Origin of the sequence: Aciduliprofundum boonei T469 (assembly GCF_000025665.1) — an archaeon.
GTDB lineage: Archaea > Thermoplasmatota > Thermoplasmata > Thermoplasmatales > Aciduliprofundaceae > Aciduliprofundum > Aciduliprofundum boonei.
In genome coordinates this window covers 424,513-449,281 of sequence record NC_013926.1, presented here as the reverse complement: position 1 = coordinate 449,281, position 24,769 = coordinate 424,513, and the positions used below count along the sequence as shown (strand labels likewise).

Here is a 24,769-nt window from a genome sequence, read left to right as displayed (position 1 = left end):
TTCTCACCTCCTTACAATTGGGCTAGGTATTTTAATCTTTTTGTAATTTCTCAACCATTTTACGAGCCACATAGCTAGCGGTAGAATTATAAACGCTGTGAGATCCCCGGTACTTCCTGCAAATGCCAGAATATAAGTAAAGTTTGAAATTCCAAGCAGGTAAACTAAAAGAGGTGGTACGACTGTTAAGCTCCATGCCAGCCACTTTTTCATATTGATATACTCAACACTGTTGCTTTGCTGGGCTAAACCCACGCCGATATAACTGGTGATAATTGCTATAAAAGGGATAACATTTCCCACAATCTCCCCAAATTTACCATAAAACGAGCTAAGGGCCTGTGTAGCAATTTGTGGAGTTTTTGCTCCATATACAAGCAAGAATGCTGCCATAAACAGGGAATAAATTATGGTGGGTATTAAGAAAGATAAGACAATCACTCTCTTAGTTTTGTTGTAATCTCCAATTCCCTTATACACATCCGGTATTACCATATGACAGCCCAATGCAAATATGGATACACCAGTTATGGCGAAAATACCACCCCATTTAACATAAAGAGCATTTTTTACATTAGCATGGGGAACTAGCATTATTATTACCCCTATAAAAAGAAGAATCATCACATAGTTCATTATAAGTTCAGTTTTACCACTCGCCTCTATGCCCATATATATGATTATAGAGGCAAAAATCCAGAAGATCAATGCACCCAGAGTGGTGTTTATTGAAAATAAAGAACTCATAACACTGCCCATTCCAGATATGTAAGCTAAAAGAGCTCCAAAGCTCATAACACTTATGCTTATATACATAATCCATCCACCCAAACTTCCCAAAGTTCTATACGCTATTGTGCTCATCTGAGCTCCACCCATTTCTACGGAGAGTTTGAGTGTTAAGAGGGCGGTTAGCAGAAGAATTCCCATAATCCCAAATAAAATTATGATGGCTGGGATTAAACCTACTTGAGCAGCAGCGTAGGGAAGTCCTAGAACACCCGCACCGATTTGAGTGCCTATCAATATTGCGAGCCCCTCGCCAACACTAATTTTTGGTTTTGTTACCTTTATTGTTGAAGTTCTGAGGGTTTTAAACATAAAACCTCTTTTTATTAGGAGTAATCTTTTGAAATACCTTTGAATCTTGTGTTTGCGAAGCATAGCTCTTCTCATTTCATATTTTGTGAGATTTCTCTTTGTAATGTTATTTTTCAAGAGTTCTCACCGCCTTAAAGATATGGCGAAGTAGTATAATTATCTTTATGCTAGGAAAATGTTTATACTCTTGAGAGTTTATCCCTTGCTATGGATGTAAGCAAATATAGTTTAGAGGATTTAATATTGCTTGGAATAAAGAGCGAGGAAGTTGCAAAGGAAGTTTACAGCAAGGTAGCGGAAGAGGCAAAAAATCCATTTTTAAAGACCAGACTTGAGGCACTTGCCAAGGAGGAGGACAGGCACAGGGAAATTCTCGTTGAACTTTATAAGGACCTTTTCAATGGCAAGGAGCCAAAACCACCAGAGAATCCTGATTTTATACCTGAATTTCCAGAAATAAGCATATTTAAGGAGTTGGGTGGAACCACGGATATAAGAAAGATTCTTGAAGGAGCCATGAGAGCAGAGCTTAGTGCTAAGGATTATTACGAGAGCATAGCAGAGAAGATGAAAGATACAAGGGTAAAAACGATAATGAAGTATATGGCAAAGATTGAAGAGGGACATTACAAGATACTCAAGCAGCAATACGAGGAGATAATAGAATTTGAAAGTGTAATGTACGATGAGGAATTTATGCAGGTAGATAGCAGGTTCTAATCATCTTTCAACTTCCCATTTTTCTAATTCCATAACAGAGGAGAGTGTTCCACCTCTTTTTATCTCCTCTCGAATTCTATTCTCATGCTCCATAACATCCAAGGCGCGATTTGCTATCTCCACTGCATCCTCTCTCGGCACTACGGCTATTCCGCTCTCGTCCCCGATTATCCAATCTCCCGGCTTGATTTTTACGCCCATAATATTCAGTTCTACTCCAATTTCACCAAATCCCTTTGGCTCTCCAGCATTTGGTGCAATGTGTCTTGCAAATACCGGATAATCCGCTTTTTTAATCTCATCCACATCTCTTGCAGCCCCATAAATTACCACTCCTGCTATGCCTTTTACCTTGCAGCTCCATGTGGCTAGTTCTCCCCAAACAGCCGTTTTTCCATCCTGTGCGTCAATGACAATAACATCTCCAGGATTTGCAACATCTATTGCTTCAACCGCTTTTGCCCAATCACCATCCAATGTTCTCACCGTTACCGCTTTACCCACAACTTTTCCACCGCCTAATTTTATAAAATCTCCCAAAGCACCTTTACGATGCATGGCATCACTTAAATTTGGAGTTGAAACTTTCATAAAGGCATCTTTCAATTCTTCCTCTCCGTACTTTTTGTATAGTTCACTTTTTATTTTAATCCCCTTCTCTATCGCCTCTTTAATTTTCCTTGCAGCCTCCTCCACATTGGGAGCTTTTATTATAGCGCCACCAACAATAACAATATCAGCACCATTCTTCACAATATCCGCAGCGGTCTCGCTGTTTATGCCTCCAGCAGCAGCAACGGGTATGCTCACAGTTGAAGCAACTTCTCTCAAAATCTCCAATGGGTTTTTGCCAAGCATCTGCTGGTCCACGCCCACATGCACGCACACATAATCTGCTCCTAATTTTTCCACTTCTTTGGCCCTCTTTGCCGGCTCTGGATGATTTATTAAATCTACCATAACCCTTGCTCCATATTTTCTGGCGGCTTTTATGGAATCTTCTATTGTTGAATCATCTGCTAAGGATAGAACTGTTACCACGGAGGCACCACTTTTTGTGGCCATCTCAACTTCAACACGGCCAACATCCATGGTTTTTAAATCCGCTACCACGGTCTTTTTGAATCTTCTCTTAATCTCTCTAACCGCTCTCATACCCTCGCTCTTTATCAACGGAGTTCCAACTTCAATCCAATCAGCACCACCTTTAACTGCCTCATCTGCCACTTTTAAGGCACGCTCTAAAATCATAAAATCTAATGCAACTTGAAGTATGGGCATAGAATAAACATGGGGTGCAAAGTTAAATATCTTGCTATCCTATAAGCCCTTATGTTTATCGTCTTTGAGGGCATTGACGGTAGTGGCAAGAGCACGATTGCAAGGAGGATTGCTAAGCATTTGAGCTCTTTAGGCCATGATATTTTTCTCACAGAAGAGCCCACAACAACCTGGATGGGAAAGGATGTTCGCAGAGCAATTGAGGAGGAAAAAAATCCATTATCACAGGCGTTATTGTTCTTTGCAGATAGAGCCGAGCATGTTGAGGCAATAAAGAAAAATTTGGAAGATGGGAAGATTGTCATCTCGGATAGATATGTTTACTCAACTTTCGCCTATCAAGGGGCGCAAATGGAAAAACTAATGCCCCTGGATAAAGCTTTAAAATGGTTAGAAGGCGTGTATGAGCCCATGCGCCTTGACCCGGACATGGTTATTCTATTGAAGATAGAACCAAGGAGAGGGTTAGATTTTGTCAATACAAGGGATTTCAAGGAGAAGTTTGAGAGGGAAGAGTTTTTGGAGAGGGTGCAGGATATATATATGGATCTCGCAGATAAGTATGGATTCTTTGTGGTGGATAGTAATAGAAATCTGAATGAAGTTTATGAGGATGTTAGAAAAATAATAGATGATAGGATATGAGGCGAGGATATGGACCTCTACTCATATTTTTATGATCTCGTAATGCAGATTCCAAAGGGAAGAGTTAGCACTTATGGGGCATTAGCGAGGGCACTTGGGGATATAAGGGCTGCAAGGGCTTGTGGTGTCATGCTCTCCCAAAATCCAGATCCTCCACGAATACCTTGCCATCGCGTAGTTATGAGTGATGGAAGCTTGGGGGGTTTTACGCATCCAGAGGGCATAAAGCGCAAAATAGAGCTCTTGCGCAGTGAGGGGATAAAAATAGAGAATGGCAAAGTTAAGGATTTTTCCAAAGTTCTATTTGAAGATTTTAAAACGGATTATCCATTGAAAAAATTGAGAAAAGAGCAGGAAGAATTGAGGAAAAAGGTGATTTTGGAGGATGCACATCCTTCGTTAATAGGGGGTGTGGATGTTTCCTATTCCTCTAGAAATGCCTATGTTGCCCTTGTTATTATGAGAGATGGGAAATATGAAGTGATAGGAGAGAAAATGAGAGTTGATTTCCCTTACATTCCTACATATCTTGCATTCCGTGAGGAGCCAATAATCTTGGAAATTTTAAAAAAAGTGGATGATGATATTCTCCTGATGATCGATGGTAACGGTATCTTACATCCTCGTTTTATGGGCCTAGCTACTTATGTTGGAGTTAAGAATAATGTGGCAACCATTGGAGTTGCAAAATCTCTGCTTATGGGAGAAGTTAGAGAAGGAAAGGTTTATATTGGCTCTCAATTGGTGGGGCAATACATACAAAGCGGGAGAAAAAAGGGAATATATGTTTCTCCAGGGCATAGGATAACACTGGATTCTGCGGTGAGAGTAGTGAAAAAGTACTTGAAGTATAAAAATCCTGAGCCCCTTAGGTTAGCACACATATATGCCAACAAATTTAGGAGGGAAGATAATGCGTGAAATAGCAGCAGGAATGATAAAGGTCAAAAACTCAAAGTTCTACGCGCATCTTTACGAGATAGAGGGTATGGCCGATATGGAAGAGATTTTAAAAGAGCATAGAAGGAAATACAAGAAGGCAGTTCATCACTGCTGGGCGGCAATAGTTGATGGGGAAGAGAAATATAAGGATGATGGTGAAGTGGGACATCCAGGCAAGGTTATCCTAAGCGTGTTGAAGAAATATAATGCAAAGAATAGGGCAATTGTGGTATCAAGAATCTTCGGGGGTATAAAACTCGGTGTGGGTGGTGTTGCAAGGGCTTTTAGGGAAGCTGCCGAGAGTGTGATGGAATTTGATGAGAAAAATTAAAATATTTGTATTTTATTTTTGAAGTATGGATAGAAAGTACATCTATTCTGGGATAGTTTCTCCCATCATAGGCTTTATTTTCATTGGAATTGCCATTTATCTCAACTCTTCTTGGTGGAGATTAACTGATAATGCAATAAGTGATTTGGGTAACATATACCATCCTTGGGTGAATTATCCTTGGGTTCTCAGTACTGGCCTTATTATTGCGGGTGCGGGAATGACATATTTCACTATAGGACTCATAAAAGAATTTTCGGGCATAATTAAAGCGGGTCTGTATGTCCTCCTCTTAGGCATGATTTCCCTCTTTTTGATTGGAACTTTTCCAGAAGGTACGCCACCACACTGGTATGTTAGCTGGTCATTCTTCCTTCTATCTTCCTTTGGAATTTTGATCACAGGCATAGGATTTCTCTGGAAACATCGTGGAATGGGCATATTCTCCATTCTCCTATTCTCAATTGGCTGGGCTATTGCAATTTGGGCCTTAAACAAATTCAAAGGCGTAGCCATAGCGGAATTTACAGGAGCGTTCACTCTCTTTATCTGGGTTTACACATTGATTTGGTGGATAACACACATAGAAAAATTGTAAATAGATGCAATTGATACCCACCTATGCACCAAGAAAAGATATTTGGGAATTTGAAGGAAGATGTGGATCTAATTTTATTATTTAACAGAGGAGAGCCAGTTGTAGAACTCAACTTCTTCTATGTAACAGGGCTTGTTGAAGGCGGAATATTCGAAGGCTCTTATGCTCTTGTTAGGCCCGATAAGGTTACGGTGCTCACATCCCTGCTTGAGGAGACGAGCGCTAAAAAAGGAAAAAATGAGGTTAAGATATATCGTACGGGTAAAGAAAGGAATGAGATGTTAAAAGAACTTGTTGGAAACGCTAAAAGGATAGGCCTAAATTTTGAAACTCTAACTGTTAGAGATTTTGAGAAGTTAAAGGAAGTGCTGGGAGAAAGGGAATATATAAATGTGGCAGATGTGATAATGGAAGCAAGGAAGATAAAAAGCAGCGAAGAGATAAAATTGATGAGAGAAGCTGCGAAAATTGCAAGCGAGGTAGCAGACGATATTCCGGATTTCTTGCATGAGGGCATGAGGGAATACGAGTTAGCAGCTCGCATAGTTTATGAAATGCTGAGAAGAGGAGCAGAAAGTGAGGCCTTTACAACGATATCCGCTTTCGGGGAGAACACTGCAGAACCCCATTACACGGCAGGGGCGAGGAAGTTGAAGAAGGGAGATTTTGTACTCTGTGACTTCGGTGCAAGGTACCATCATTACAATTCTGATATAACCCGTACCTTTGTTTTTGGAAAGGCATCGGAGATGCAGAGGGATATTTATTACACGGTACTAAAAGTGCAAAAGATGGGCATTGAGATGATAAAGGAAGGGGTCAATGGCAAGGATATAGATACGAAGGTGCATGAAATCATAGATTCTACAAGGTACAGGGGAAGAATGACACATTCTACGGGCCACGGTGTAGGACTTGCAGTTCATGATCATCCTGGCTTATCAAGGTTGGTCGATGTACCTCTCAAAGAAGGAATGGTTGTAACTGTTGAGCCGGGCATATACATCCCGGGATTTGGCGGTGTGCGTATAGAGGATGATGTGTTAGTTAAGAAGGATGGATACGAAGTGTTAACATCTGCCCAGAAGGATGAGTTAATAGAAGTTTAAGAAATCTTCTCTCTCCTTCTTTTTAGCAAATCCTTTATACTATCATTTGTCTCTTTGACAGCATTTTCAAAGCTTCCTCTTTTCATTGATATGTAGGCAAGAATGGCAACGAAGGTTGATGAAATTGTGTCTAGAATGAGATCTTCCATGGTATCTGCGAGGCTTGGTTGAGTATGGTATCCAAATAGCTGGTCTATGGTGAATTCCCCTATTTCCCATACTACTCCAAGAGCCATGGTAAACACTATTCCAAGAAGGGCTATGAACCCATAACTCATCTTTAGATTTGGAGAGTTTCTCTCCAGAAGATAAAAGGTAAGTATCAGGAGGGTGGAAAGAACTATTGAAGAGAAAGAGTGCAGAACAACATCGTAGTATGGAAATTTATCATATAAATTGAAAGCCACACCCCTCTGGTGCAGCAACAGGGCAAGGGTTATCAGAAAATCTAAAAAGGCAGGAGTGACGATGCCAAATCTTTTTTCGAGCAGGAAGGGAAGGATGGCGATGACAAATCCAAATATGGACTTTCCTATGAGCATCAAATCGTGGCGATATATACCCCACCCCATAAGTGCTATGAAGGATAATTTTAAAAGCCAAGATATGTAGAGAAAAACTCTCTTGCTCCCTCTCCTCCTAATGAAGTAATTTTTGAATCCGCGGTATTCAACGCACATGCATCAAAAAATGGTTATTAATATAAAAACTTCTTGTTCAGTTTGGGGAAAATTATATCTTTAATAGGTGAATATCAAATTATGAAATATTTGAGCGAGTTAGAGGATGGTGAAAATGCTATTTTGCACCTTGCAGTACGCAAAAAGTTTGGAATAAGGGAGTACAGAGCAAAGTTTGGAAAGTACTTTGTTATTGAGGCAGGAGATAAAACTGGAAAGGTTATAGTTAAATACTGGGGTAATGATGATAGATTAACTGAAAGATTGTACAATGAGATAAGAGAGGGAGATGTTATTGAGCTCCGAGGTACTTTTCAGAAGGACACACAGCCAACAATATCTGTGGATGCAGAATACGATTACATAAAGAAGATTGAGAATTTTGATAAGAAGAGATTTGTGCCCGCAGTAGATAATATAGAAGGAATAATGCAAGAGATACAGAAATTTGTAGATTCGGTTGAAAATGAACATCTCTCTCAATTGCTTAATTTCTTTTTCTCCCAGGATGAATTTTTGGATAGGTTTAAAGAGGCGCCATGGTCCTCCTATGAAGTTTACGCGTATATTGGAGGACTTGCCGAGCACACATTAAATGTAACAAGAATATGCGATTCTATGGCCAAAACTTACGATATTGATAGAGAACTGCTTATAACAGCATCTCTATTGCACGATGTGGGCAAGGTAGATTCTTACGAGATAGATACTATAATAAAGCAGAGAGATAGGGCAAAATTATTGGGGCACACAGTTTTAAGCTTCAATATGGTTGAATCTAGGATAAAGGAGATTGTTGATTTTCCGAGCGATTTGAGAGAGAAGTTATTGCATGCTATAATCTCTCACCACTCTCCGATAGTGGATAATGTACCTCAGAGGATAAGAACGAAAGAGGCATATATTCTATTTTATGCGGATATGATTGATTTATCTTTGCGAGAATTTGAAGGTGGTGAGGAAGAATGGCAGTATTCAAAGCGTCTGGGAAGGGAAATTTACACTGGATAAAGGGAATGATTACTTTAGAGTATGAGAACGAGGAGATGGCAAGGGCGATATACGAGAGTATAGATGTTGATAATTACCAATTTTTAGATTGTACGGTGAAAGGAAATAAAGTCATATGTGAAACTCGGGCGGAGAAGGCATCAAAGCTTTTGCACACATTAGATGATTTATTAGCTTGTATCATCGTTGCCGAAGAGGTCTATCGTACATCTTGATCTTCTTTCTTATGTAAGAAAATGCCATAAATCCATAGACAATGGCTATAAGCAGTGGGGCTAGATAAAATATTGGATGTATGCCACCAAGCAAGATTGGAATGGAAGCTAAAAGATTGAAGGATGAATGCATGGTGACAGCTTTTAGATACCCCCTTCCCATAGAACTTCTTCTCGCTATTTTTCTCATAGAGTAGCCCAAACCTGTAAAGGCAGTAGAACTCCCATGAAGCAATGCTGATGATAATGAGCGTATTATAGAAACGGTTAACCAGGCAAAGAACCCACCGGAAAGAAGTGCAGAGATCTCGTACAGTAAATTCTCCATAAATGCAAATCCAAAACCTGAAGAGGCCCCGTAAACGAGCCCATCTTCAATTTCATCTATATATCTCTTTGAAACCAGAACACCATATGCCTTTGTAGCTTCTTCCACCACGGGGGCGATTACGAGGGCGAGAGTGAGAGAGGATAAGGTTGCACCATGCTCGGCTATGAACTCATAACCTCTCAGAAATTCTAGGGATGATTTGAATACGAATACCGCGATGAGCTCTATAATTGCAGCCATTATTGTGCCAAAGAAGGCGCCAGTTATAAACGAGCGCAGCACAGCTCTCCACGGCTCTCTTTCATATTTTTCTGTATTTCTAACTATAATCATATAAATGAGAGACGGAAGCAGGGCTACGGATACTATTATCGATAGAAATATGAGGTTCACGGAGGATTAATTGAATATGGATTATTTATTTTTTCTCAATGGCAAAATTTAATAGTTTTAAAGTTATCATTTCATGGTGGTATGATGGCGGAAGAATATCCTTCGGCAGCATTCATAATAACTATAATAGGGGCGATATTTGCTCTATTTGGATGGTTAATTATCTCTATTGCAGGGGTAATGATTAGTTCGTATCCAGAATCTTCTGTCTCTTGGTTTGGAGTAGTATGTGCGATTGTTGGAATTATAGGCTCAGTTCTTGGATTCTTAGCAGCATTTTGGATGAGAAACCCAGAAAAAGTGCATAGTGGAGGAGTACTGGCTATTATCGCAGCGGTTATTACTATATGGAGCATTATAGCATTCATACTTCTTCTAATAGGTGGTATTTTGGCACTAACTTGGAAGAAGCCTCAGGAGAAATCTGTAATTTTACCACCACCGCCACCGAGTTAGGAGGTGAATAAATGGATGAAGATATAATGGAGAGAAAAATTAGAGATTTGGAAGATAGGTTGAGCAAACTTGAGGTTGATGTTAGAGTGCTTGAGAAAGATGTAAACGGAATAAAGGATTACCTAAAGCAATTGTACAATTATATACAGATTATTGCAAATCGCTAGGTTTTTATACATCTCATCTATTTCTTTTTATGCAATTAATAAGGAAGGGAAAGGTTAAGGAAGTTTATGCTTTGAATGACAAGGAATTGCTATTTTTGTTTACAGATAACATATCTGTTTTTGACAAAATCATACCCTCAAAAATTCCACGAAAAGGTGAAACACTTTGCAAGAGTGCAGCCTTCTGGTTTGAAAAAATAGGTGAGATGAAAATAAAAAATCATTATTTATCCTGTGAAGATTCAAAAATGCGAGTTGGGAGATTTAGAATAATCAACAAGCCAAGGATTGAGAATGAAAATTACCTAATCCCTTTGGAGTTCATAACTAGATATTATGTTGCTGGCTCTCTATACGAGAGATTGAAGAATGGAAAAATGGATTACAAACTTTTGGGGTTTGAGAGTATGCCAGAATATGGGGAGAAATTGCCCGAGCCGTACTTTGAGATAACAACGAAGTTTGAAGCTTATGATAGAAAAGTGAGTTTTGAAGAGGCCCGAGAAATTGGTGGGCTAAGACAAAGCGAGATAGAGGAGATAAGAGAGTTAATTTTAAAGGTGGATGAAATAATAACAAATGAAGTTGGGAAAAGGGGATTATTGCATGTGGATGGCAAGAAGGAATTTGCATTTGGTGAAGGAAGAGAGATTTATTTGGTGGACACCTTCGGTACACTGGATGAGGACCGCTGGTGGGACAAAGATGCCTATGAGAGGGGGAAAATTGTACAATTAAGCAAGGAATTTGTAAGGCAGTACTATCGTAGCATAGGATACTATGAAGAGTTAAAGATGGCAAGGGAAGAAGGAAAAGAGGAGCCCGAAATACCTCCATTGCCCAAAGATATGGTAGAAAAAGTATCAAAATTATATGTAGAGATGTACGAGAGAATAACGGGGAGAAAATTAGAATCTGGCTTTTAGGACCTCTATTCCGTTAGAAGTTATATCAAGTGGATGAAGGGCCATACTATGGGCTGTTCCTCGCATCTTCAAGATTTGTATGTACCTCTTGATTACATTATCTTCAGTTTTCATAAGAAGAGAGATTATTCCATCAGCAGTGTATCCAACATCCTCTGGATATTTTTCTCCTTCTTTGATTTCTCCAGTTAATATTGAGACCGCCGACCAATTTTTTAGAAGGGTGACGAGCTCAAAGAGAAATTGTCTGTAATTGTCCACAAAGTTATTGACAACATTTATGGGGTCTATCACTATTCTCTGAGGCACATGCTCCGCTAGAATCTCATTTATCCTTATTATGAGTTTCATATTATCCAAGGTTCCCAAGTCCTTGCCTATATCTTCATAAATTATAGTTCCATCTTCCAAGTATTTTGGGTCAAAGAACTCGTAGTTGGACATAAATCTGAGCATCCACTCAGTTCTCTCGCTAAGCGTGGAAATGTACAAACCCTTCTCTCCTTTCTTCGCCCCCTCCATTAAAAATTGAAATGCAAAAGTCGTTTTTCCAGAGCCGGCAGTGCCTGAGATGAGAATAACAGAGGGTGCAGGAAAGCCCCCTTCTACCAGCGAATCCAGTCCCTTAATTCCCGAGGGAATGCGGCTAATAGGCATTTTTCAACACCTCCTCAAAATCTATCTTCTTTACCTCATCTTTAATTTCTTCAAAAACATCCTTTTCTCTTGAAACATCTATGGGCAGTATCAATGTAATTTTGTACTTCTTTGATTCATCAATAAGATAATGAATGAAATCGATCAAACTCTCTTTGCGCATGTACATTTTTGCAGTTGAGATATTATCAACCATGATAAAATCAAAGTTCTCTGCAGATATTTTATTGCCATCTATGAAACCTCCAACCAGTTCTTTGTTCTTCATAATCTCTATAGGGAACTTAATTTTCTTCTTTTTTGCATACGCTAAATCAATATAAGTTAAATTTCTCTGAGGTATTCCTTGGATTCCTAGGAGGTAAGTGAGATAATGGTGTGGTTTTTCGAGGGTAATTATTAGTCCCCTCCATTTGTTTATATCTGCAAGAGCTTTTAAAACAATTAAATTATTTTTTGTTTGATGTGTTGGTTTCACATTGATAACAATAATATCGTTCTTAGAAATCGAATTGGCGAGATTTTCAGATATCAAAGTTTCTTTCACATTCATTTTTATCCAGCCACTATCTTTCCATTGTATTTCTTTTTATTTCCATTTGAGAATAATAGTTCAACTATGAGGGTGTTGTCTTCAATTTTTATATGTGCTCTCTTAATCTTTGACATATAGTACCTCATCTTTTTACCCTTGGGCGTGATTTTCTCGTATGCATCAATTAGTCCTGCTTTCTCTAGCATGTGCAAGCGGCGATAGCATGCAGCGATAGGCACTTCAAGCTCTTGGCTAAGCTGGATAGCACTCTTCTCCTCCTTATTTGTAGCAGCCAGAATTTTTATGGCGTAATTGTCTGTTAAAATCCTTACAATTTTGTCTAGCGATGCATTTTCCATAGTTAAGCCATCGATCCTATTTTTATATATTTTGCAGTGTGATTATCTCAAATGAAAATCAATCACAAAAATCTCCCGAGATTTTAACATCATACAGTATTTAAATAAAAATAGCAAAAGGACAAATATGAATGTATCATGGTTCCTCTTGGAAACATCCGTCGGAAATATCATGTGGCATATTCTTTTAGGATTCTTAGCTGGCATTCTGCTTCTTCCAAAGAGGAGGGGTAAGTTTGTTAGTGCTCTTATTCTTGCCATAATAATGGAGGCTATTACGGATGGTGCTCACCTGGTAAATAAGGACATAACGCATAATCTTATCTTCTTCTGGCAGCTCCCTCTCGCATTAATACTTATTGATTACATTTACGATTCAAGAAAGAGGTTTATGCCTCTTCTTCTCACAATATTCGGGATAAATATGACTCACATATATTCTGATGCAATCTTGGAGGGAGATAATTTGGCGATATTCTATCCTATCAGCTCTCAGTGGTATGCATATCGCACCACAATATTCGGTATGAATGCAGCTATATTGGGCACAATAATTTTCCTAGCAACTATGGCCGTACTTTACATAGTTAGCAGAAAGGTTTATTCAACCTCTAGCTCTTCCTCCTGGCCCCACCGGAAAGAGATGCGCAAATACAATTTACCCTCTTTCATTACCACAGTGGCATTCTTAATTCGAGCTTTGTAAAGGGTAATCCACTTACCCTTTTGTGTTAATTTTCTTCCTACTGCTTCAATCAATCCTAACCTTTCCAACTCTCTCAATCTTCTATAACACACGGCTATTGGAATTCCAAGGGTATTGCTCAATGTAATGGCATCTAATGGTCTGTGTAATGTGGCCCTCAAAATCCTAACAGAATATGGATCCGAAAGATGATGAAGGACATCCCAGGCATAGGATTCATCTACGATTTTAATCACCCCTTACATTAGGGGTATAAGCTCTAGCGATATACCATCGTTGCTCATTTTAGGAATTATCGCTTTTGCGCTCTTAGAATCATTTATAACAGGTATATTTTCCATCATAACCATATTTATTGTTCTCTCTATGCCAGCATTTATTTCGTTATTCCAGCTAAGAAGTATTACCCTGTGACTTCTCTTCATCCTCTCAATTAATCTTGGCAGGTCTCTTAAATCTCCGTAGAGGCCTAAGAGGGTGTCTAAGCTTATTATTACATTTGCGCCCTCTTTTATATGATAATTAACGATATCTGGAGATAATTCAATAAGCATATCACTTCCTTCAAGGATTATGTCCGCCTTCTCTTTGTTAAATCCTGCAGTTTTCACATCCTTATCTAAGAATTTTGAAGAATGCTCTTTTACCTTCGTGCTTGGGTAAGATATTGGAGGAATAATTAAAGAATCTTCCTTACTCATTTTCAAGAATGATAGCACAATGGCCTGTAATAACTCAACAGGAAAATTTGGAGAGATTATTAAATTCAAAGATGAAGAGTCGATGCTCTCCAAGTATGAAATCAGATTTGATAAATCTATGCTTTTTATGTTATCCAATGAGAAATTATTGTAGTTGAGGACATTGAAATGCCCGCCTTCCAGAGTGTAAATGTATTTTGATCTCTTTATTGGAGAGCCCCTGAGCTTTTTTATGTACATATATCTCTTCCAGCTGGAGTTCCAAGGCTCGTGGTGCAAGCTTATTACTCCGTCTCCCAAGTATTCTATATTCTCAAATCCAGAGCTCTCAAGCACAAATACAATATTTGCAACACCCTCTTCCACTAGGTCTTTTTGGAGAGTGTAGAGCAATTTTTCAGCTGGTACACCGTACTTTTCGCTAAGTCCATCGATAGAATCCACACACACTAATGCCTTTTTAGGATGAACATTTTCTACAAAATCATAGATTTCATCAATTTCTGGCATCATAGAGCCTATTTCAAATATGGCCTCATTTTCCGTGAATGTTGCTTTCTCTTCCATCAACCCTTCTTCTATAAGTCCCTCCAGCTTGTTGAGTTCCTCACGCTTTATTTTTTTACTATTGCTTTTTTTGATCTTCTTCTTTAACACATTTTCCAGCCAAGGGAACTGGAGAAATAGGACATCATCCGCAACCCGTGAAGATAGGTATTGGATTTCAAAATGGTCCTTTAGAGAATTCAAAATCTCCAGTGCAAATGTGGTTTTTCCACTACCCGGCTCACCCTTTATGATTAAAGAGTGCCCGCCTTTATTTTTGAAGAATCCGATGACTTCTTGAGGTATCATCCTATCACACTCCTTTCCATTCTATTGCATATCTCCTTAATAAAGAATACTCTTTAGTTGTATAAGCTTCATTATCAGTTATGATAATTAAAATGGCATTATGCTCCATCACATAGCTATTTATTAGCTCAATATTTCTGAGCACATTTATAAAATCGTTATAGAGCAAGAGATATTCTATGCAATCCACCACGATGAAGGTGTGCTCATTCTCTTCAATAAATCTTATTATACTATCCGTTAAAATTGTTAGATTGTGGGGTTTAATTCTATCTTTGCCCACGATATCCGTTATCCAAACAATTTTTGCATTGCTCAAATTTTTAGGCACACCAGCCCTCTCTCTTATTGCCATAAATATTTGTACATTCCAATCGGAGATCTTTGGTAGAATTTTGTAGAGTTCATCCTTTGCGCTTGTGGGCACTATGAAAGTTCTCCCCCATTCAAAATCGTAAGCGTATATCAAGTTCTTTGCAATTCTCGGTATTGAAAGTATTTTTGCAACGCTTTTCTTATCCTTATGTGATAAAAGGATGCTCATAAAACTCCTTCTGAAATTCTTTGTTAACTCATCCAGAATTATGAAATCTCTATTTGCATACTTGGTCATAAGTGCCCTATTCAAATGTTTTATGATAGGCACTACGAAAAATATCCTCCTCAAGAATTTTTATATTTTTATCCGTTAATTCAGTTAAGATTATTGATGGAGAATACTTTTTCCATAGGGATAAAATACCTTTATAATCTTCCAGCTCAAAGCATTCAAACTCAAAACCCATCTCTTTCAAATGCTCCGAAATCTTGCTTCTATATTCCTCGCTGCTGTGGAAACAGAGTATCTCCATGGTATTTCCCTATTTCTTTAAATGTATTTAATTTTTTGTACTAAAGTATCTCAAAATTCAACGAATTCTGCGCTTTTATTTTCTATGTTCAGAATAGCAATACTTCTTTTCCCAGTTAAATATCCGCATGCCTCCCCAGGATTGATTATCATCGTTTTCCCCTTTTTTCTTAAATCTCTTTTATGAGTGTGACCATATAGGACGAAATCGTAATTCTGAGAGGCGGCGAAAGAATTAACAATTTTTAAAGTTCTTTCTATACTTCCAAATCCATGCAGGAGCAAAAAAGATTTGCCTTCAAGCTCGACCTCAAAGGGTGCAAAATCAATTTTAAAACCAAACTCTTCTGCAATTTTTTTTATTAAGAACTTCTCCCCATCGTTGTTTCCAAAAACTCCATACAATTCAAAGCCCTCGAATGCTTTTAGGGTGAACGGGGCTATGAAATCACCGAGATGAAAAATTATCTTTATATCTCTCTCCCTGAAAATCTCAGCCGCTTTTTTTGCAGAATCCAAATTATCATGTGTATCGCTTATTATTCCCACAAGCATGGAGGTAAATGGTATTTGATTAATTTATTTTATTGCCCTCTTCCCTTTTTCTGTTAAATAGTATATTTTCGGGCCGTTCTTTGAGCATACTTTGTAAAGAGGGCATGTTTTGCAAGGGCCAAGCTCCTGAGGTTTTCTATCCGCGGCGAGTATGTATCCCATTTTTATCAGATGCTCAATCATGCCCATGAGTGCAGAGTACTCCATATTGAGCTCTTCTGCAATTTGTGCTATGCTCTTTCCTTGGTATATGCCACGCAGAACATCCTTAATCATGGAGTTTTCCTCCTGAAATGCCAGCGAGCAAAGAATGGGTAGAGTCCAAGGAGGGCCAAGAAGAAAATGTATATCTCTGGACGAACATAGGCTGCATAGCCGGGGCAGTTCTCTCCAATGCACAGGATGTAATAATCAAGTAAATCTGCAAGAGCTATTATTATATTTAAAAATCCAATGGCTATGAGGAGAGAGAGGCCCACAAGGTAAAATGAAAGCCCATCGTATAGAAGCTTTGCAGTGTTTTTAGCACCATAGAGAATAAGGGTGGAAGCCACTATGAGTGAAAAGCCACCCATTATATCCGCAGGAGCAAAATTTGTGTGAAAACCCAAAAAGCCAGCTATTTCAAGTATGCCCAGAATAAGTGAGAAGGAAGCGAGGATGGATGAGTAAATAACGGAGAGAAGCACCTTTGTTTGAAGTTTCAACCTCCCACCCCCATAAATGAGCCTATATTATATGCGAGGAAGGAGAAGAGCAATGCTAAGGCAAAGCCCTCAAGAATTACAAATATGACGAATTTTATGCTCCTTGTCTCATTGTATATTGTTGCCAATGTGGCCACGCAAGGTGTGTAAAATAGGATGAATAGGAGCAATGAATATGCCTGCAAGGGAGTCATGGCTGCAAGCATTGCCTCTTTTGTGCCGTATAGCACATAGAATACATCTATCACAACTTCCTTTGCGAAGAATCCAAAAAATAGGGCTATGATTGATTCTGGAGTGATTCCAAATGGAGCGCCTACTGGGGCAAGAAAATGGGCAATTTGCCCAATATAGCTATTCTCTCCGCCGAATTTAACGCCCCAAGGCAAGGCAGCTAAAAGCCAGATTATTCCAGCGGCTCCTACGATGATAGTTCCTGCCTTGCGTAAGAACCCCTCACTTTTTTCCCACATATGTATGATTATTCCTTTTAGAGATGGTACTCTGTACGGGGGCAATTCCATAACAAAGGGCTCTGCCTTTCCTTTAAAAATCGTTTTGCTGTAAATGTAACCCAAGACGGCTACAACTGCCATGGAAAGAAGTAGAAGAGACCACATAACAAGAGCTTTATTGTGTTTGAAAAATATGGCTGTTATGAATGCAAACACCTGTATTCTAGCACCGCAGGGAATTAGTGGATTTAATGCTATGCTCAATTTTCTCTCTCTCTCATTCTTTAAAGCCCTAGTACTCATAACTGCCGGCACATTGCATCCAAATCCAAGCATCAGGGATATTACGCCCCTCCCCTCCAAACCGATCTTGCGCATCAACCTGTCCATCAAGAATGCGACTCTAGCGAGGTATCCAGAATCCTCAAGTATTGAGAGAATGAGGAATAGAAACATTATAATTGGGGTAAATGTAAGAACAGCTGCTAAACCTCTTAGCATACCATAATTTATGAAAGAAGCAGCCCAGGCAGGTATAAAAGAAGCCATCCAGTGATATGAGATGTCTATCAATCCGTTTATGTGCTGCCCAGAAGGTAGTGTTTTCCCATTAAAAATCAGGTCAATTGCATCTTGAAAAGGTGCAGCAACAACGAATACGAATTCGAATGAGAGGTACATAATGACCAAGAATATGGGCAAGCCGAATATTTTATGCGCCACAACATGGTCAATCATATCAGTTATTGTAACTCCACCGACATTCAAGGGCTCTGCCACCTCGTGGAACAGGCCATGGGCGAAAGAATACCTGAACGAGGCCATCAATGTTTCTATATCATCCCCATATATGTCTTCAATTTCGTGCCTGAGATGCTCCGCCTCGTGCAAAATATCCTTTCTGCCTAAATTTGCAAATTTTTTGCGTACCTCACTATCATTTTCAATAAGCTTTATAGCATGCCATCTTTTATTCTTTAAATCTAATTTTTCCATTATTCCTTGAAGTTTTTCGATTCTATTTTCCACATCCTCGGGATAGTAAAATTTCTTTGGTGTGAAATCTCCATGGAGGCAGGCGTGCAGGAGTTCTTTCACTCCTTTATTCTTTATTGCAACTGTTGGAATAACAGGTATGCCCAAAAGTTCCTTCATCTTCTTTACATCGAGTTTGTACTTTCTCTTTGCCTCATCAAACATATTTAATGCTATGACTATTCTATCTGTGAGCTCCATCAATTCTGTGAGAAGGTACAGGTTTCTCTCTAAGTTTGTGGCATCAATTACATCTACAACCACATCTGGCTCCTCCTCCAAAATGAAATTTCTGGTTATGACCTCCTCGAGAGAGTATGCCGTTAAAGAGTATGTGCCGGGTAAATCCACTATCGTTATTTTCTTTCCCTCAAAGGTTATTATACCCTCCTTTTTCTCAACAGTTACCCCTGGCCAGTTACCAATATGTTGATGCGCACCAGTTATAGCGTTAAAAAGGCTGCTTTTGCCTGTGTTTGGATTTCCAGCCAGGGCAATTAGCAAGAAATCACCTCACATAAATTCTATATGCCTCTCCCCTTCCAACATAGTATTCTCCCAGCTCAGTTCTGACTCGCATAGGACAGCATGGGCTTATTATCTCAATAATTTTTCCCGGGGAAATTCCTATGCTCCCCATATTTCTTATGAAATTCATCCCTCCATCGAGTATTACAATTCTAACTTTCTCCCCGGCAGGAATTAAATGTAGAGGGACAATTCTATCGATTTCAACATACTCGGCCTCGCTTCTCCTCAGAGATATAAAAACCCCTCTTATTTCATACTCAATAGGATCTCCAAACGGAGATAAACGGGCTACCCGAATCACAGTGCCTGGAAGTATACCCATGGCTAAGAGCCTTCTATGTATAGCTCCCGTTCCCGTAACTTTTGTTACAACGCCCGTTTCTCCAGGCCTAAGCTCACTCAATTTCACGAGTTAAGGATGGAGAGGGCATATTTAAACTTAATTAAACAATTTCGGGTAACCTAAAAATAAAAAAGGGTTATTGAATTTTTTCAAACCTGTCCTTGAGTTTTGTGAGAACCTTTGGTAAGGTAGTATACTCCATTTCCTCCAGTGGCAATCTGTGGGGTTCAAATGGTCCATGGCGGCGCATGTAGTCGGCTATGTATTGAGCAGTTTCCCTGGCTCTATCAAATGCGGGGTCATCAAATAAATCCACAGGTCCAACGAGCCTTCCATTTGCCACTTGGAATCCTAATGCTGCAACTCTTGGTGGACCATCAAATCTTGTGCAGTGTGCCTGTTTTATGCTAACGGGCATAAGAGGACCGTTGTGAGAACCACGCATCCATCCTGATACGAGGTGGGGGAATGCAAAGGGCTCTAGTACCTCGCCCAACGCTGGGCAACCGCTCTGTGCCCTAACCAATGCCACAGGGTCATCCTTTCCAATGTACTCTCCTGCAATCTGGTAGAGTTTCTCTGTGCTAACCACTGCTACAACCTCTCCCTTTACCTTTGGATTGCTCTCGGTAGCATAAACTCTCTTTATGACATACCTGCTTTTCGCTCCTATCAAAGCGAGCAAATCGTACATCTCTTTTGGAGAGTGCATTATAACTTTCTTGTGCTCCATTATATCCCATACTTCAAATTTGAAACCATCGTGCATACTTGGGTCAATTACCAATCCTGCTGTATTAAATGGATCCGCAAATATTCTGTATATGGGTAAGTTGAAAGCTCCCGGCTCTGTTTTATCCATCATAAAAGCCACAATTGGCTCGCTCTTCCTCTCCGTTATTTCCATTTCTGCTATTCCTGGGCCCATACCCCTTATGTTCCCGCTAAAAGCATCCTTTAGTAAGTCCTGCCCAGCGCCATATAGTTTTAATTCTTTAGCCACGGCGGTTGCCTTCTCAAAGGTGTTCCATGCTAATTTGTGGATTTCCTCACTATCCACACCTTTACGATGGGTCATTATGAGTTGCAAATCGTCTCCTACGCCTGTCACATGGAAATCTTCCAAAATGTGCTCGTCCTTTGCTTTCTGCAAAGCTTCTTTGGCAGTTTCAATCAAATCTGGATGCACGGTGGAGTGTCCGGGCCAACCTCCTACATCCGCTTTAATCAAGCTTATTGTTATCTTATCCATCTTATTCACCGTGCCTAAATCCCCCTAAGACATTTAAAATTTGCGAAGATAAAGATTTAATATGCTAAAGAGATTATGAATTGGTGGGCTTAAATGGTTCGTGTAGCTATAAATGGTTTTGGACGCATAGGGCGCTTGGTTTTTCGCATAGGACATAGGGATCTGGATATTGTGGCAATAAACGATATAACGGATGCACGCACTCTAGCACATCTCCTAAAGTACGATACCAATTATGGAAAATTTGATGGAGAGGTGGAGTACACTGAAAAAAGCTTGATTATAAATGGCCGCGAAATTCCAGTTTTCAGCGAGAGGGACCCGGAAAAACTGCCTTGGAAAGAATTGGGAGTGGATATCGTTATAGAGAGCACGGGAGTATTTCGCTCTAGAGATAAGGCGGCAAAGCATCTAAAAGCAGGAGCAAGGAAGGTGATAATAACTGCACCATCAAAGGGAGAGCCAGCGGATGTTACCATAGTTCTCGGAGTGAATCAGGATAAGTATGACCCGGAAAAGCATGATGTGATAAGCAACGCCTCTTGCACCACCAATTGTTTGGCGCCTGTGGCAAAGGTGCTGCACGAGAATTTTGGAATCAAGTATGCCTTGATGTCCACCGTACATTCCTATACCAATGACCAGCGTGTTTTAGATTTACCTCATAGAGATTTGCGCAGGGCTAGAGCGGCAGCAATGAATATTATACCCACAACCACGGGGGCAGCCAAGGCAATAGGGCTTGTAATACCAGAACTTGATGGAAAGATGCATGGCATATCAATTCGTGTGCCCACAAGCACGGTTTCCATAGTGGATCTCGTGGCTGAAGTTGAAAAGGAGCCCACGGAGGAGGAAGTGAGAGAGGCCTTCAAGAAGGCTGCTGAGGGTGAGTTAAAAGGGATATTGCAGTATGTTGATGAGCCCCTCGTTTCCGTGGATTTCAAGGGGAATCCGCATAGCGCTATGTATGATGCTCTTGAAACCTATGTTCGCGGGAATCTTGTGAAGGTTCTTGCATGGTATGATAACGAGTATGGCTATTCGGCCAGGGTTGTGGACTTGGTGAAGTACATATCTCAATGGCTGTAAAAAGATTAATAAAAGAGTGTGCATGGGATATTGAAGGTGATTGTATTGGCAAAAAAGAAGGAGGAAAAGGAAGAATATACTCTCGAGGATTTGCCTGGGGTTGGACCCACCACTGCTGAGAAATTAAGAGAGGCAGGTTATACGGATTTGATAGAGTTGGCGGTAGCCTCGCCCAAGGATCTAGCAGATACAGTTGGGATAGGGGAAGGTGTAGCTCAGAAGATAATACTCGCTGCTAGGAAGTATGCTAATGTGGGAAGTTTTGAAACTGGAGATGTTATTTACGAGCGCAGAAAAAAGGTCACAAAATTGACAACTGGCTCATCAGATTTTGATACTCTTCTCGGTGGTGGGTTAGAAACACAGGCCATAACTGAGTTTTTCGGTGAATTTGGCTCTGGGAAAACGCAAATCATGCATCAACTTGCCGTGAATGTTCAATTGCCAAAGGATAAGGGAGGATTGGAGGGCCATGCTGTTTATATAGACACTGAAAACACATTTAGGCCTGAGAGAATAAAGCAGATGGCCGAGGCCTTGGAATTGGATCCAGTGGAGGTGTTAAAAAAGATACATGTTGCTCGTGCCTTTAACTCAAATCATCAAATATTGCTTGTAGATAAAGCGATGGAATTGGCGAAGGAATACCCTGTTAGGCTCCTTATAGTTGATTCCCTCACAGCCCATTTCCGCGCAGAGTATGTCGGGCGGGGCTCCCTTGCAGAGAGGCAGCAGTTGCTTAATAAGCATATGCACGATTTGCTAAAATTTGCAGATTTGAACAATGCCGTTGTGGCAGTCACAAATCAGGTATCTTCAAATCCTGGCATGATGTTTGGAGACCCCACACAGCCCATTGGGGGAAACATAGTTGGACATACAGCTACCTACAGAATTTATCTACGAAAGAGTAGGGGAAATAAGAGAATTGCGAGATTAATTGACTCTCCTGCCTTACCCGATGGGGAAGTTGTTATAAAAATTGTTAAAGAGGGCATAAGGGACGCTTAAACCTTGTACCATTTCGTACCCTCTTTAGTATCTTCTATTTTTATCCCTATTTTTTCAAGCTCATCCCTTATGTAATCCGCTATTTCATAATTCTTTCTCTTTCTCTCCTCATTCCTTACATTTAGGAGAAGCTCAATAAGCTCACTTTCTTTCCCTTCATTGTCACCCCTTGGCAGAATATCGAAGATTTCATCCATTTCTTTTAGGAAATTAAGAGCGGCGAGGGCATCTCCTCCCTTTAATTCTCTGGCAAAATTTATGAAGGATAGGTACTCTTTCATAGCTTCTCTTGTATTGAAATCATCCTCTAAGGCAGCAATTATCTTCTTCCTTACAGAATCTATTTCTTCTATAACTTCCTCTGAAGGCTCTTCTTGCATTGCAGAATTTTTCAATATTTGGTAAGTGCTCCAAATTTTTTCTAAAAGGGGCAAAGCTTCTTCAATATTTTTCTCGCTAAAATCGTAGGGCTTGCGGTAATGAGAGTTAAGGTACATCAAGCGCAGCACCTCTGCAGGATATTTTTTGAGAAAATCTTTTATAAGGAAAACATTGCCAATAGATTTGCTCATCTTCTCCTTCTCAAATCTTACCAAGCCAACATGCATCCAGTACTTTGAAAATGGCTTACCCGTGGCTGCCTCACTTTGCGCTATTTCATTCTCATGATGGGGGAAAATTAAATCGGCTCCTCCACCATGAATATCAAGAGTTGGACCTAGGTAATTCATGCTCATAGCACTGCATTCTATGTGCCATCCGGGCCTTCCAGAGCCCCACGGGGATTGCCAAGAAGGCTCTCCCGGTTTGGAGGCTTTCCACAGAGCAAAATCTAAGGGGTCTCTTTTCTTCTCATTCACCTCAACCCTTGCTCCCGCAAGCATATCTTCTATTTTGCGATGGGATAATTTTCCGTAATCTTTGAATTTTTTAACAGAAAAATAGACATCCCCCCCGCTTTCGTACGCATAGCCCTTATCCACGAGAGTTTTAATAAGATTGATAATCTCTTCAATGTGCCTAGTTGCCTTGGGTATAATATTTGCTCTTCTAACTCTCAATGCATCCATGTCCTTCAAGTACTCTCTCGCATAGTAATGGGCCATCTCTATAGGGTCTTTTCCTAATTCATTTGCCTTGTTGATTATTTTATCATCCACATCTGTTATGTTAGAAATTAAAATGACATCATAACCCATATATTCAAGGAATCTTCTAAAAATATCAAATAAAATTGCGGGCCTAGCATGGCCAATATGAGCGTAATCGTAGGTTGTTGGACCACACACATATATACCTACACGCCCCTCATGCACAGGCACAAACTCCTTTTTCTCGCCGCTCAGAGTATCATATATCTTCATATCCTTGCATGGCCTTTAGGGTAAAAAAATTTAGCCTCTCTCCAAAGAGAGAATCAAGCAGGAGGGACCACCAGAGCCCTTCACGAACTCTGAGAGGTCCAAGGTGAATATTTCATAACCCTCCTTTTCCAATTTCTTTCTTGCCTCCTCATTCCTTCTCTCCACGATTACTTTTTCATTGCCTAAATAAATAACATTTCCCGAAATGAAAGAACTGCAATTAAGCCATATTACATCAAATCCCTTTAGCAAATTTCTTGGTATGTAATTACAAGCTAGGATTTTATCCTCTCCTATCAATGTCATTGCTCCACCAAGATGAAGATGCAAATCTGGAACTTTGATTATCCTTGCTTCATACCCCAATTCTTCTACGATTTTTGCAATTTGTGCTGCTCCTTCCTTATTTGTCCTCGTAGAGCGTCCTATGAAGAAAATAGGATATGCGGGTATTAAATCCCCACCCTCAGCAGTGCCGGGAGCTTTTACCTCTCCCTCTCTCTCCAACCCAAAATTTTCCAAAATCTTGCCCATCCATTCCTCTTCTCCCCTTCTCGCTGGAAGTCCCATTCTCAACTTGATGTATGAGTCCCCCAAGGATAATGCCGTGTCCATTGTGAAAACGGAGTTTGGATGCCCCTCTAATTCTTTAACCTCAATTACCTCAGCACCTGCTATGCGCATAATTTCTCTCAATTTTTTATGCTGCTCTCTTGCCTCATTTACATTTGCTCTCTCCATAATATTGTGCTCTTCTAAATTTTCAACCTTAAAATACTCCTTTTCAGGGGGGCTCACAATTACCCTTCTCAACGCCTTTCCATCGTGAAATATTCCCTTGAGCATAGGGGATTA

33 protein-coding genes are annotated in these 24,769 nt (G+C 39.9%); 14 read left to right on the top strand and 19 right to left on the bottom strand.

The features are described from left to right. Window positions 1–3: 3 nt before the first annotated feature. Window positions 4–1,218, bottom strand: a complete 1,215-nt coding sequence (locus ABOO_RS02300) for an aromatic amino acid transport family protein (protein WP_008082050.1) — start codon at window positions 1,216–1,218, stop codon at window positions 4–6. 90 nt (window positions 1,219–1,308) lie between these two features. On the opposite strand from ABOO_RS02300, the gene ABOO_RS02295 reads away from it, so the two are divergent. Next, a complete protein-coding gene (locus tag ABOO_RS02295) occupies window positions 1,309–1,821 on the top strand; it encodes a ferritin-like domain-containing protein (RefSeq protein WP_012997141.1) in 513 nt (170 codons plus the stop codon). Here the strand turns inward: ABOO_RS02295 and hxlA are convergent, their stop codons facing one another. Continuing rightward, window positions 1,822–3,102, bottom strand: a complete 1,281-nt coding sequence (gene hxlA / locus ABOO_RS02290) for a 3-hexulose-6-phosphate synthase (RefSeq protein WP_008082110.1) — start codon at window positions 3,100–3,102, stop codon at window positions 1,822–1,824. Between the two features lie 51 nt (window positions 3,103–3,153). On the opposite strand from hxlA, the gene tmk reads away from it, so the two are divergent. The 5 genes from tmk to ABOO_RS02265 are packed head-to-tail and all read left to right on the top strand — an operon-like array spanning window position 3,154 to window position 6,727. Further along, complete coding sequence (gene tmk / locus ABOO_RS02285; RefSeq protein ID WP_008082265.1) at window positions 3,154–3,747, top strand: dTMP kinase; 594 nt, start codon at window positions 3,154–3,156, stop codon at window positions 3,745–3,747. Between the two features lie 9 nt (window positions 3,748–3,756). Continuing rightward, entirely contained in the window at window positions 3,757–4,668 is a 912-nt protein-coding gene (locus ABOO_RS02280; protein ID WP_008082481.1) for an endonuclease V, read from the top strand. Then, complete coding sequence (locus tag ABOO_RS02275) at window positions 4,661–5,020, top strand: YigZ family protein (RefSeq protein WP_008082278.1); 360 nt, start codon at window positions 4,661–4,663, stop codon at window positions 5,018–5,020. Before ABOO_RS02280 ends, ABOO_RS02275 begins: the two co-directional genes overlap by 8 nt. Window positions 5,021–5,045: 25 nt before the next feature. Then, window positions 5,046–5,618: a DUF998 domain-containing protein gene (locus ABOO_RS02270; RefSeq protein WP_008082355.1), complete on the top strand. Its 573-nt coding sequence runs from the start codon at window positions 5,046–5,048 to the stop codon at window positions 5,616–5,618. 23 nt (window positions 5,619–5,641) lie between these two features. Further along, window positions 5,642–6,727, top strand: a complete 1,086-nt coding sequence (locus tag ABOO_RS02265; protein ID WP_008082430.1) for a M24 family metallopeptidase — start codon at window positions 5,642–5,644, stop codon at window positions 6,725–6,727. Here the strand turns inward: ABOO_RS02265 and ABOO_RS02260 are convergent. Continuing rightward, window positions 6,724–7,407, bottom strand: a complete 684-nt coding sequence (locus ABOO_RS02260; protein WP_008081958.1) for a hypothetical protein — start codon at window positions 7,405–7,407, stop codon at window positions 6,724–6,726. The two genes, ABOO_RS02265 and ABOO_RS02260, sit on opposite strands and share 4 nt — an antisense overlap. 81 nt (window positions 7,408–7,488) lie before the next feature. On the opposite strand from ABOO_RS02260, the gene ABOO_RS02255 reads away from it, so the two are divergent. Next, window positions 7,489–8,418: a 3'-5' exoribonuclease YhaM family protein gene (locus ABOO_RS02255; RefSeq protein WP_008082712.1), complete on the top strand. Its 930-nt coding sequence runs from the start codon at window positions 7,489–7,491 to the stop codon at window positions 8,416–8,418. Continuing rightward, window positions 8,373–8,633: a KEOPS complex subunit Pcc1 gene (locus ABOO_RS07890; protein WP_012997140.1), complete on the top strand. Its 261-nt coding sequence runs from the start codon at window positions 8,373–8,375 to the stop codon at window positions 8,631–8,633. The genes ABOO_RS02255 and ABOO_RS07890 overlap by 46 nt, the downstream gene beginning before the upstream one ends. On the opposite strand, the gene ABOO_RS02250 is transcribed toward ABOO_RS07890, so the two are convergent. Beyond that, window positions 8,599–9,357: a PrsW family intramembrane metalloprotease gene (locus ABOO_RS02250; RefSeq protein WP_012997139.1), complete on the bottom strand. Its 759-nt coding sequence runs from the start codon at window positions 9,355–9,357 to the stop codon at window positions 8,599–8,601. The genes ABOO_RS07890 and ABOO_RS02250 overlap by 35 nt on opposite strands. An 84-nt stretch (window positions 9,358–9,441) precedes the next feature. Between ABOO_RS02250 and ABOO_RS02245 the strand changes: the two genes are divergently transcribed. From ABOO_RS02245 to ABOO_RS02240, 3 genes are read left to right on the top strand one after another with little or no spacing between them, the layout of a single operon-like run. Beyond that, window positions 9,442–9,813 (top strand): DUF4064 domain-containing protein, encoded by a 372-nt coding sequence (locus ABOO_RS02245; protein WP_008082438.1) that lies wholly within the window; start codon window positions 9,442–9,444, stop codon window positions 9,811–9,813. A gap of 11 nt (window positions 9,814–9,824) precedes the next feature. Continuing rightward, complete coding sequence (locus ABOO_RS08030) at window positions 9,825–9,980, top strand: hypothetical protein (protein WP_008082710.1); 156 nt, start codon at window positions 9,825–9,827, stop codon at window positions 9,978–9,980. A 29-nt stretch (window positions 9,981–10,009) separates the two neighbouring features. Next, entirely contained in the window at window positions 10,010–10,906 is an 897-nt protein-coding gene (locus tag ABOO_RS02240) for a phosphoribosylaminoimidazolesuccinocarboxamide synthase (RefSeq protein ID WP_008082694.1), read from the top strand. On the opposite strand, the gene ABOO_RS02235 is transcribed toward ABOO_RS02240, so the two are convergent. Genes ABOO_RS02235 through ABOO_RS02225 form a run of 3 tightly spaced genes read right to left on the bottom strand, consistent with a single transcriptional unit; the run spans window position 10,889 to window position 12,457 of the window. Continuing rightward, complete coding sequence (locus ABOO_RS02235; protein WP_012997138.1) at window positions 10,889–11,563, bottom strand: RAD55 family ATPase; 675 nt, start codon at window positions 11,561–11,563, stop codon at window positions 10,889–10,891. The genes ABOO_RS02240 and ABOO_RS02235 overlap by 18 nt on opposite strands. After that, window positions 11,553–12,116 (bottom strand): hypothetical protein, encoded by a 564-nt coding sequence (locus tag ABOO_RS02230; protein ID WP_008082309.1) that lies wholly within the window; start codon window positions 12,114–12,116, stop codon window positions 11,553–11,555. Before ABOO_RS02230 ends, ABOO_RS02235 begins: the two co-directional genes overlap by 11 nt. A gap of 2 nt (window positions 12,117–12,118) precedes the next feature. Then, window positions 12,119–12,457, bottom strand: a complete 339-nt coding sequence (locus ABOO_RS02225) for an ArsR/SmtB family transcription factor (RefSeq protein ID WP_008082167.1) — start codon at window positions 12,455–12,457, stop codon at window positions 12,119–12,121. Between the two features lie 127 nt (window positions 12,458–12,584). On the opposite strand from ABOO_RS02225, the gene ABOO_RS02220 reads away from it, so the two are divergent. Further along, window positions 12,585–13,163, top strand: a complete 579-nt coding sequence (locus ABOO_RS02220) for a hypothetical protein (RefSeq protein WP_048102877.1) — start codon at window positions 12,585–12,587, stop codon at window positions 13,161–13,163. Here the strand turns inward: ABOO_RS02220 and ABOO_RS07885 are convergent. The 10 genes from ABOO_RS07885 to fbp form a co-directional block, all read right to left on the bottom strand. Next, complete coding sequence (locus tag ABOO_RS07885; RefSeq protein ID WP_012997137.1) at window positions 13,058–13,399, bottom strand: ArsR/SmtB family transcription factor; 342 nt, start codon at window positions 13,397–13,399, stop codon at window positions 13,058–13,060. The genes ABOO_RS02220 and ABOO_RS07885 overlap by 106 nt on opposite strands. Window positions 13,400–13,402: 3 nt before the next feature. Further along, window positions 13,403–14,719 carry an RAD55 family ATPase gene (locus tag ABOO_RS02215; RefSeq protein ID WP_008082270.1) on the bottom strand — a complete coding sequence of 439 codons (1,317 nt, stop codon included), beginning with the start codon at window positions 14,717–14,719 and terminating at the stop codon, window positions 13,403–13,405. Window positions 14,720–14,723: 4 nt separating this feature from the next. Then, window positions 14,724–15,365: a DUF835 domain-containing protein gene (locus tag ABOO_RS02210; RefSeq protein ID WP_012997136.1), complete on the bottom strand. Its 642-nt coding sequence runs from the start codon at window positions 15,363–15,365 to the stop codon at window positions 14,724–14,726. Beyond that, the gene (locus ABOO_RS08070) at window positions 15,340–15,570 is read right to left on the bottom strand and encodes a hypothetical protein (RefSeq protein ID WP_012997135.1); all 231 of its coding nucleotides are present in this window, start codon (window positions 15,568–15,570) and stop codon (window positions 15,340–15,342) included. Before ABOO_RS08070 ends, ABOO_RS02210 begins: the two co-directional genes overlap by 26 nt. Window positions 15,571–15,620: 50 nt before the next feature. Continuing rightward, window positions 15,621–16,124, bottom strand: coding sequence for a metallophosphoesterase (locus tag ABOO_RS02205; protein WP_012997134.1), 504 nt, complete (start codon window positions 16,122–16,124; stop codon window positions 15,621–15,623). 24 nt (window positions 16,125–16,148) lie between these two features. Continuing rightward, on the bottom strand, window positions 16,149–16,400 hold the full coding sequence (locus ABOO_RS02200) for a FeoC-like transcriptional regulator (RefSeq protein ID WP_008082091.1): 252 nt from the start codon (window positions 16,398–16,400) through the stop codon (window positions 16,149–16,151). Next, window positions 16,397–16,831 (bottom strand): hypothetical protein, encoded by a 435-nt coding sequence (locus tag ABOO_RS02195; protein WP_008081982.1) that lies wholly within the window; start codon window positions 16,829–16,831, stop codon window positions 16,397–16,399. Before ABOO_RS02195 ends, ABOO_RS02200 begins: the two co-directional genes overlap by 4 nt. Continuing rightward, window positions 16,828–18,825 (bottom strand): ferrous iron transport protein B, encoded by a 1,998-nt coding sequence (feoB, locus tag ABOO_RS02190; RefSeq protein WP_008082675.1) that lies wholly within the window; start codon window positions 18,823–18,825, stop codon window positions 16,828–16,830. The genes ABOO_RS02195 and feoB overlap by 4 nt, the downstream gene beginning before the upstream one ends. A gap of 4 nt (window positions 18,826–18,829) precedes the next feature. Next, complete coding sequence (locus ABOO_RS02185; RefSeq protein WP_008081928.1) at window positions 18,830–19,261, bottom strand: FeoA family protein; 432 nt, start codon at window positions 19,259–19,261, stop codon at window positions 18,830–18,832. Between the two features lie 70 nt (window positions 19,262–19,331). Beyond that, window positions 19,332–20,447, bottom strand: coding sequence for a fructose-1,6-bisphosphate aldolase/phosphatase (gene fbp, locus ABOO_RS02180; protein WP_008082010.1), 1,116 nt, complete (start codon window positions 20,445–20,447; stop codon window positions 19,332–19,334). A 93-nt stretch (window positions 20,448–20,540) separates the two neighbouring features. Here fbp and gap point away from each other — a divergent pair, with 93 nt between their 5' ends. Further along, the gene (gene gap, locus ABOO_RS02175) at window positions 20,541–21,539 is read left to right on the top strand and encodes a type I glyceraldehyde-3-phosphate dehydrogenase (RefSeq protein ID WP_008082207.1); all 999 of its coding nucleotides are present in this window, start codon (window positions 20,541–20,543) and stop codon (window positions 21,537–21,539) included. Between the two features lie 36 nt (window positions 21,540–21,575). Beyond that, the gene (gene radA, locus ABOO_RS02170) at window positions 21,576–22,550 is read left to right on the top strand and encodes a DNA repair and recombination protein RadA (protein ID WP_008082089.1); all 975 of its coding nucleotides are present in this window, start codon (window positions 21,576–21,578) and stop codon (window positions 22,548–22,550) included. Here the strand turns inward: radA and cysS are convergent. After that, the gene (gene cysS, locus ABOO_RS02165; protein ID WP_008082705.1) at window positions 22,547–23,914 is read right to left on the bottom strand and encodes a cysteine--tRNA ligase; all 1,368 of its coding nucleotides are present in this window, start codon (window positions 23,912–23,914) and stop codon (window positions 22,547–22,549) included. The two genes, radA and cysS, sit on opposite strands and share 4 nt — an antisense overlap. Before the next feature lie 30 nt (window positions 23,915–23,944). Next, window positions 23,945–24,760 carry a dimethylarginine dimethylaminohydrolase family protein gene (locus ABOO_RS02160; RefSeq protein ID WP_008082555.1) on the bottom strand — a complete coding sequence of 272 codons (816 nt, stop codon included), beginning with the start codon at window positions 24,758–24,760 and terminating at the stop codon, window positions 23,945–23,947. Between the last annotated feature and the right edge of the window lie 9 nt (window positions 24,761–24,769).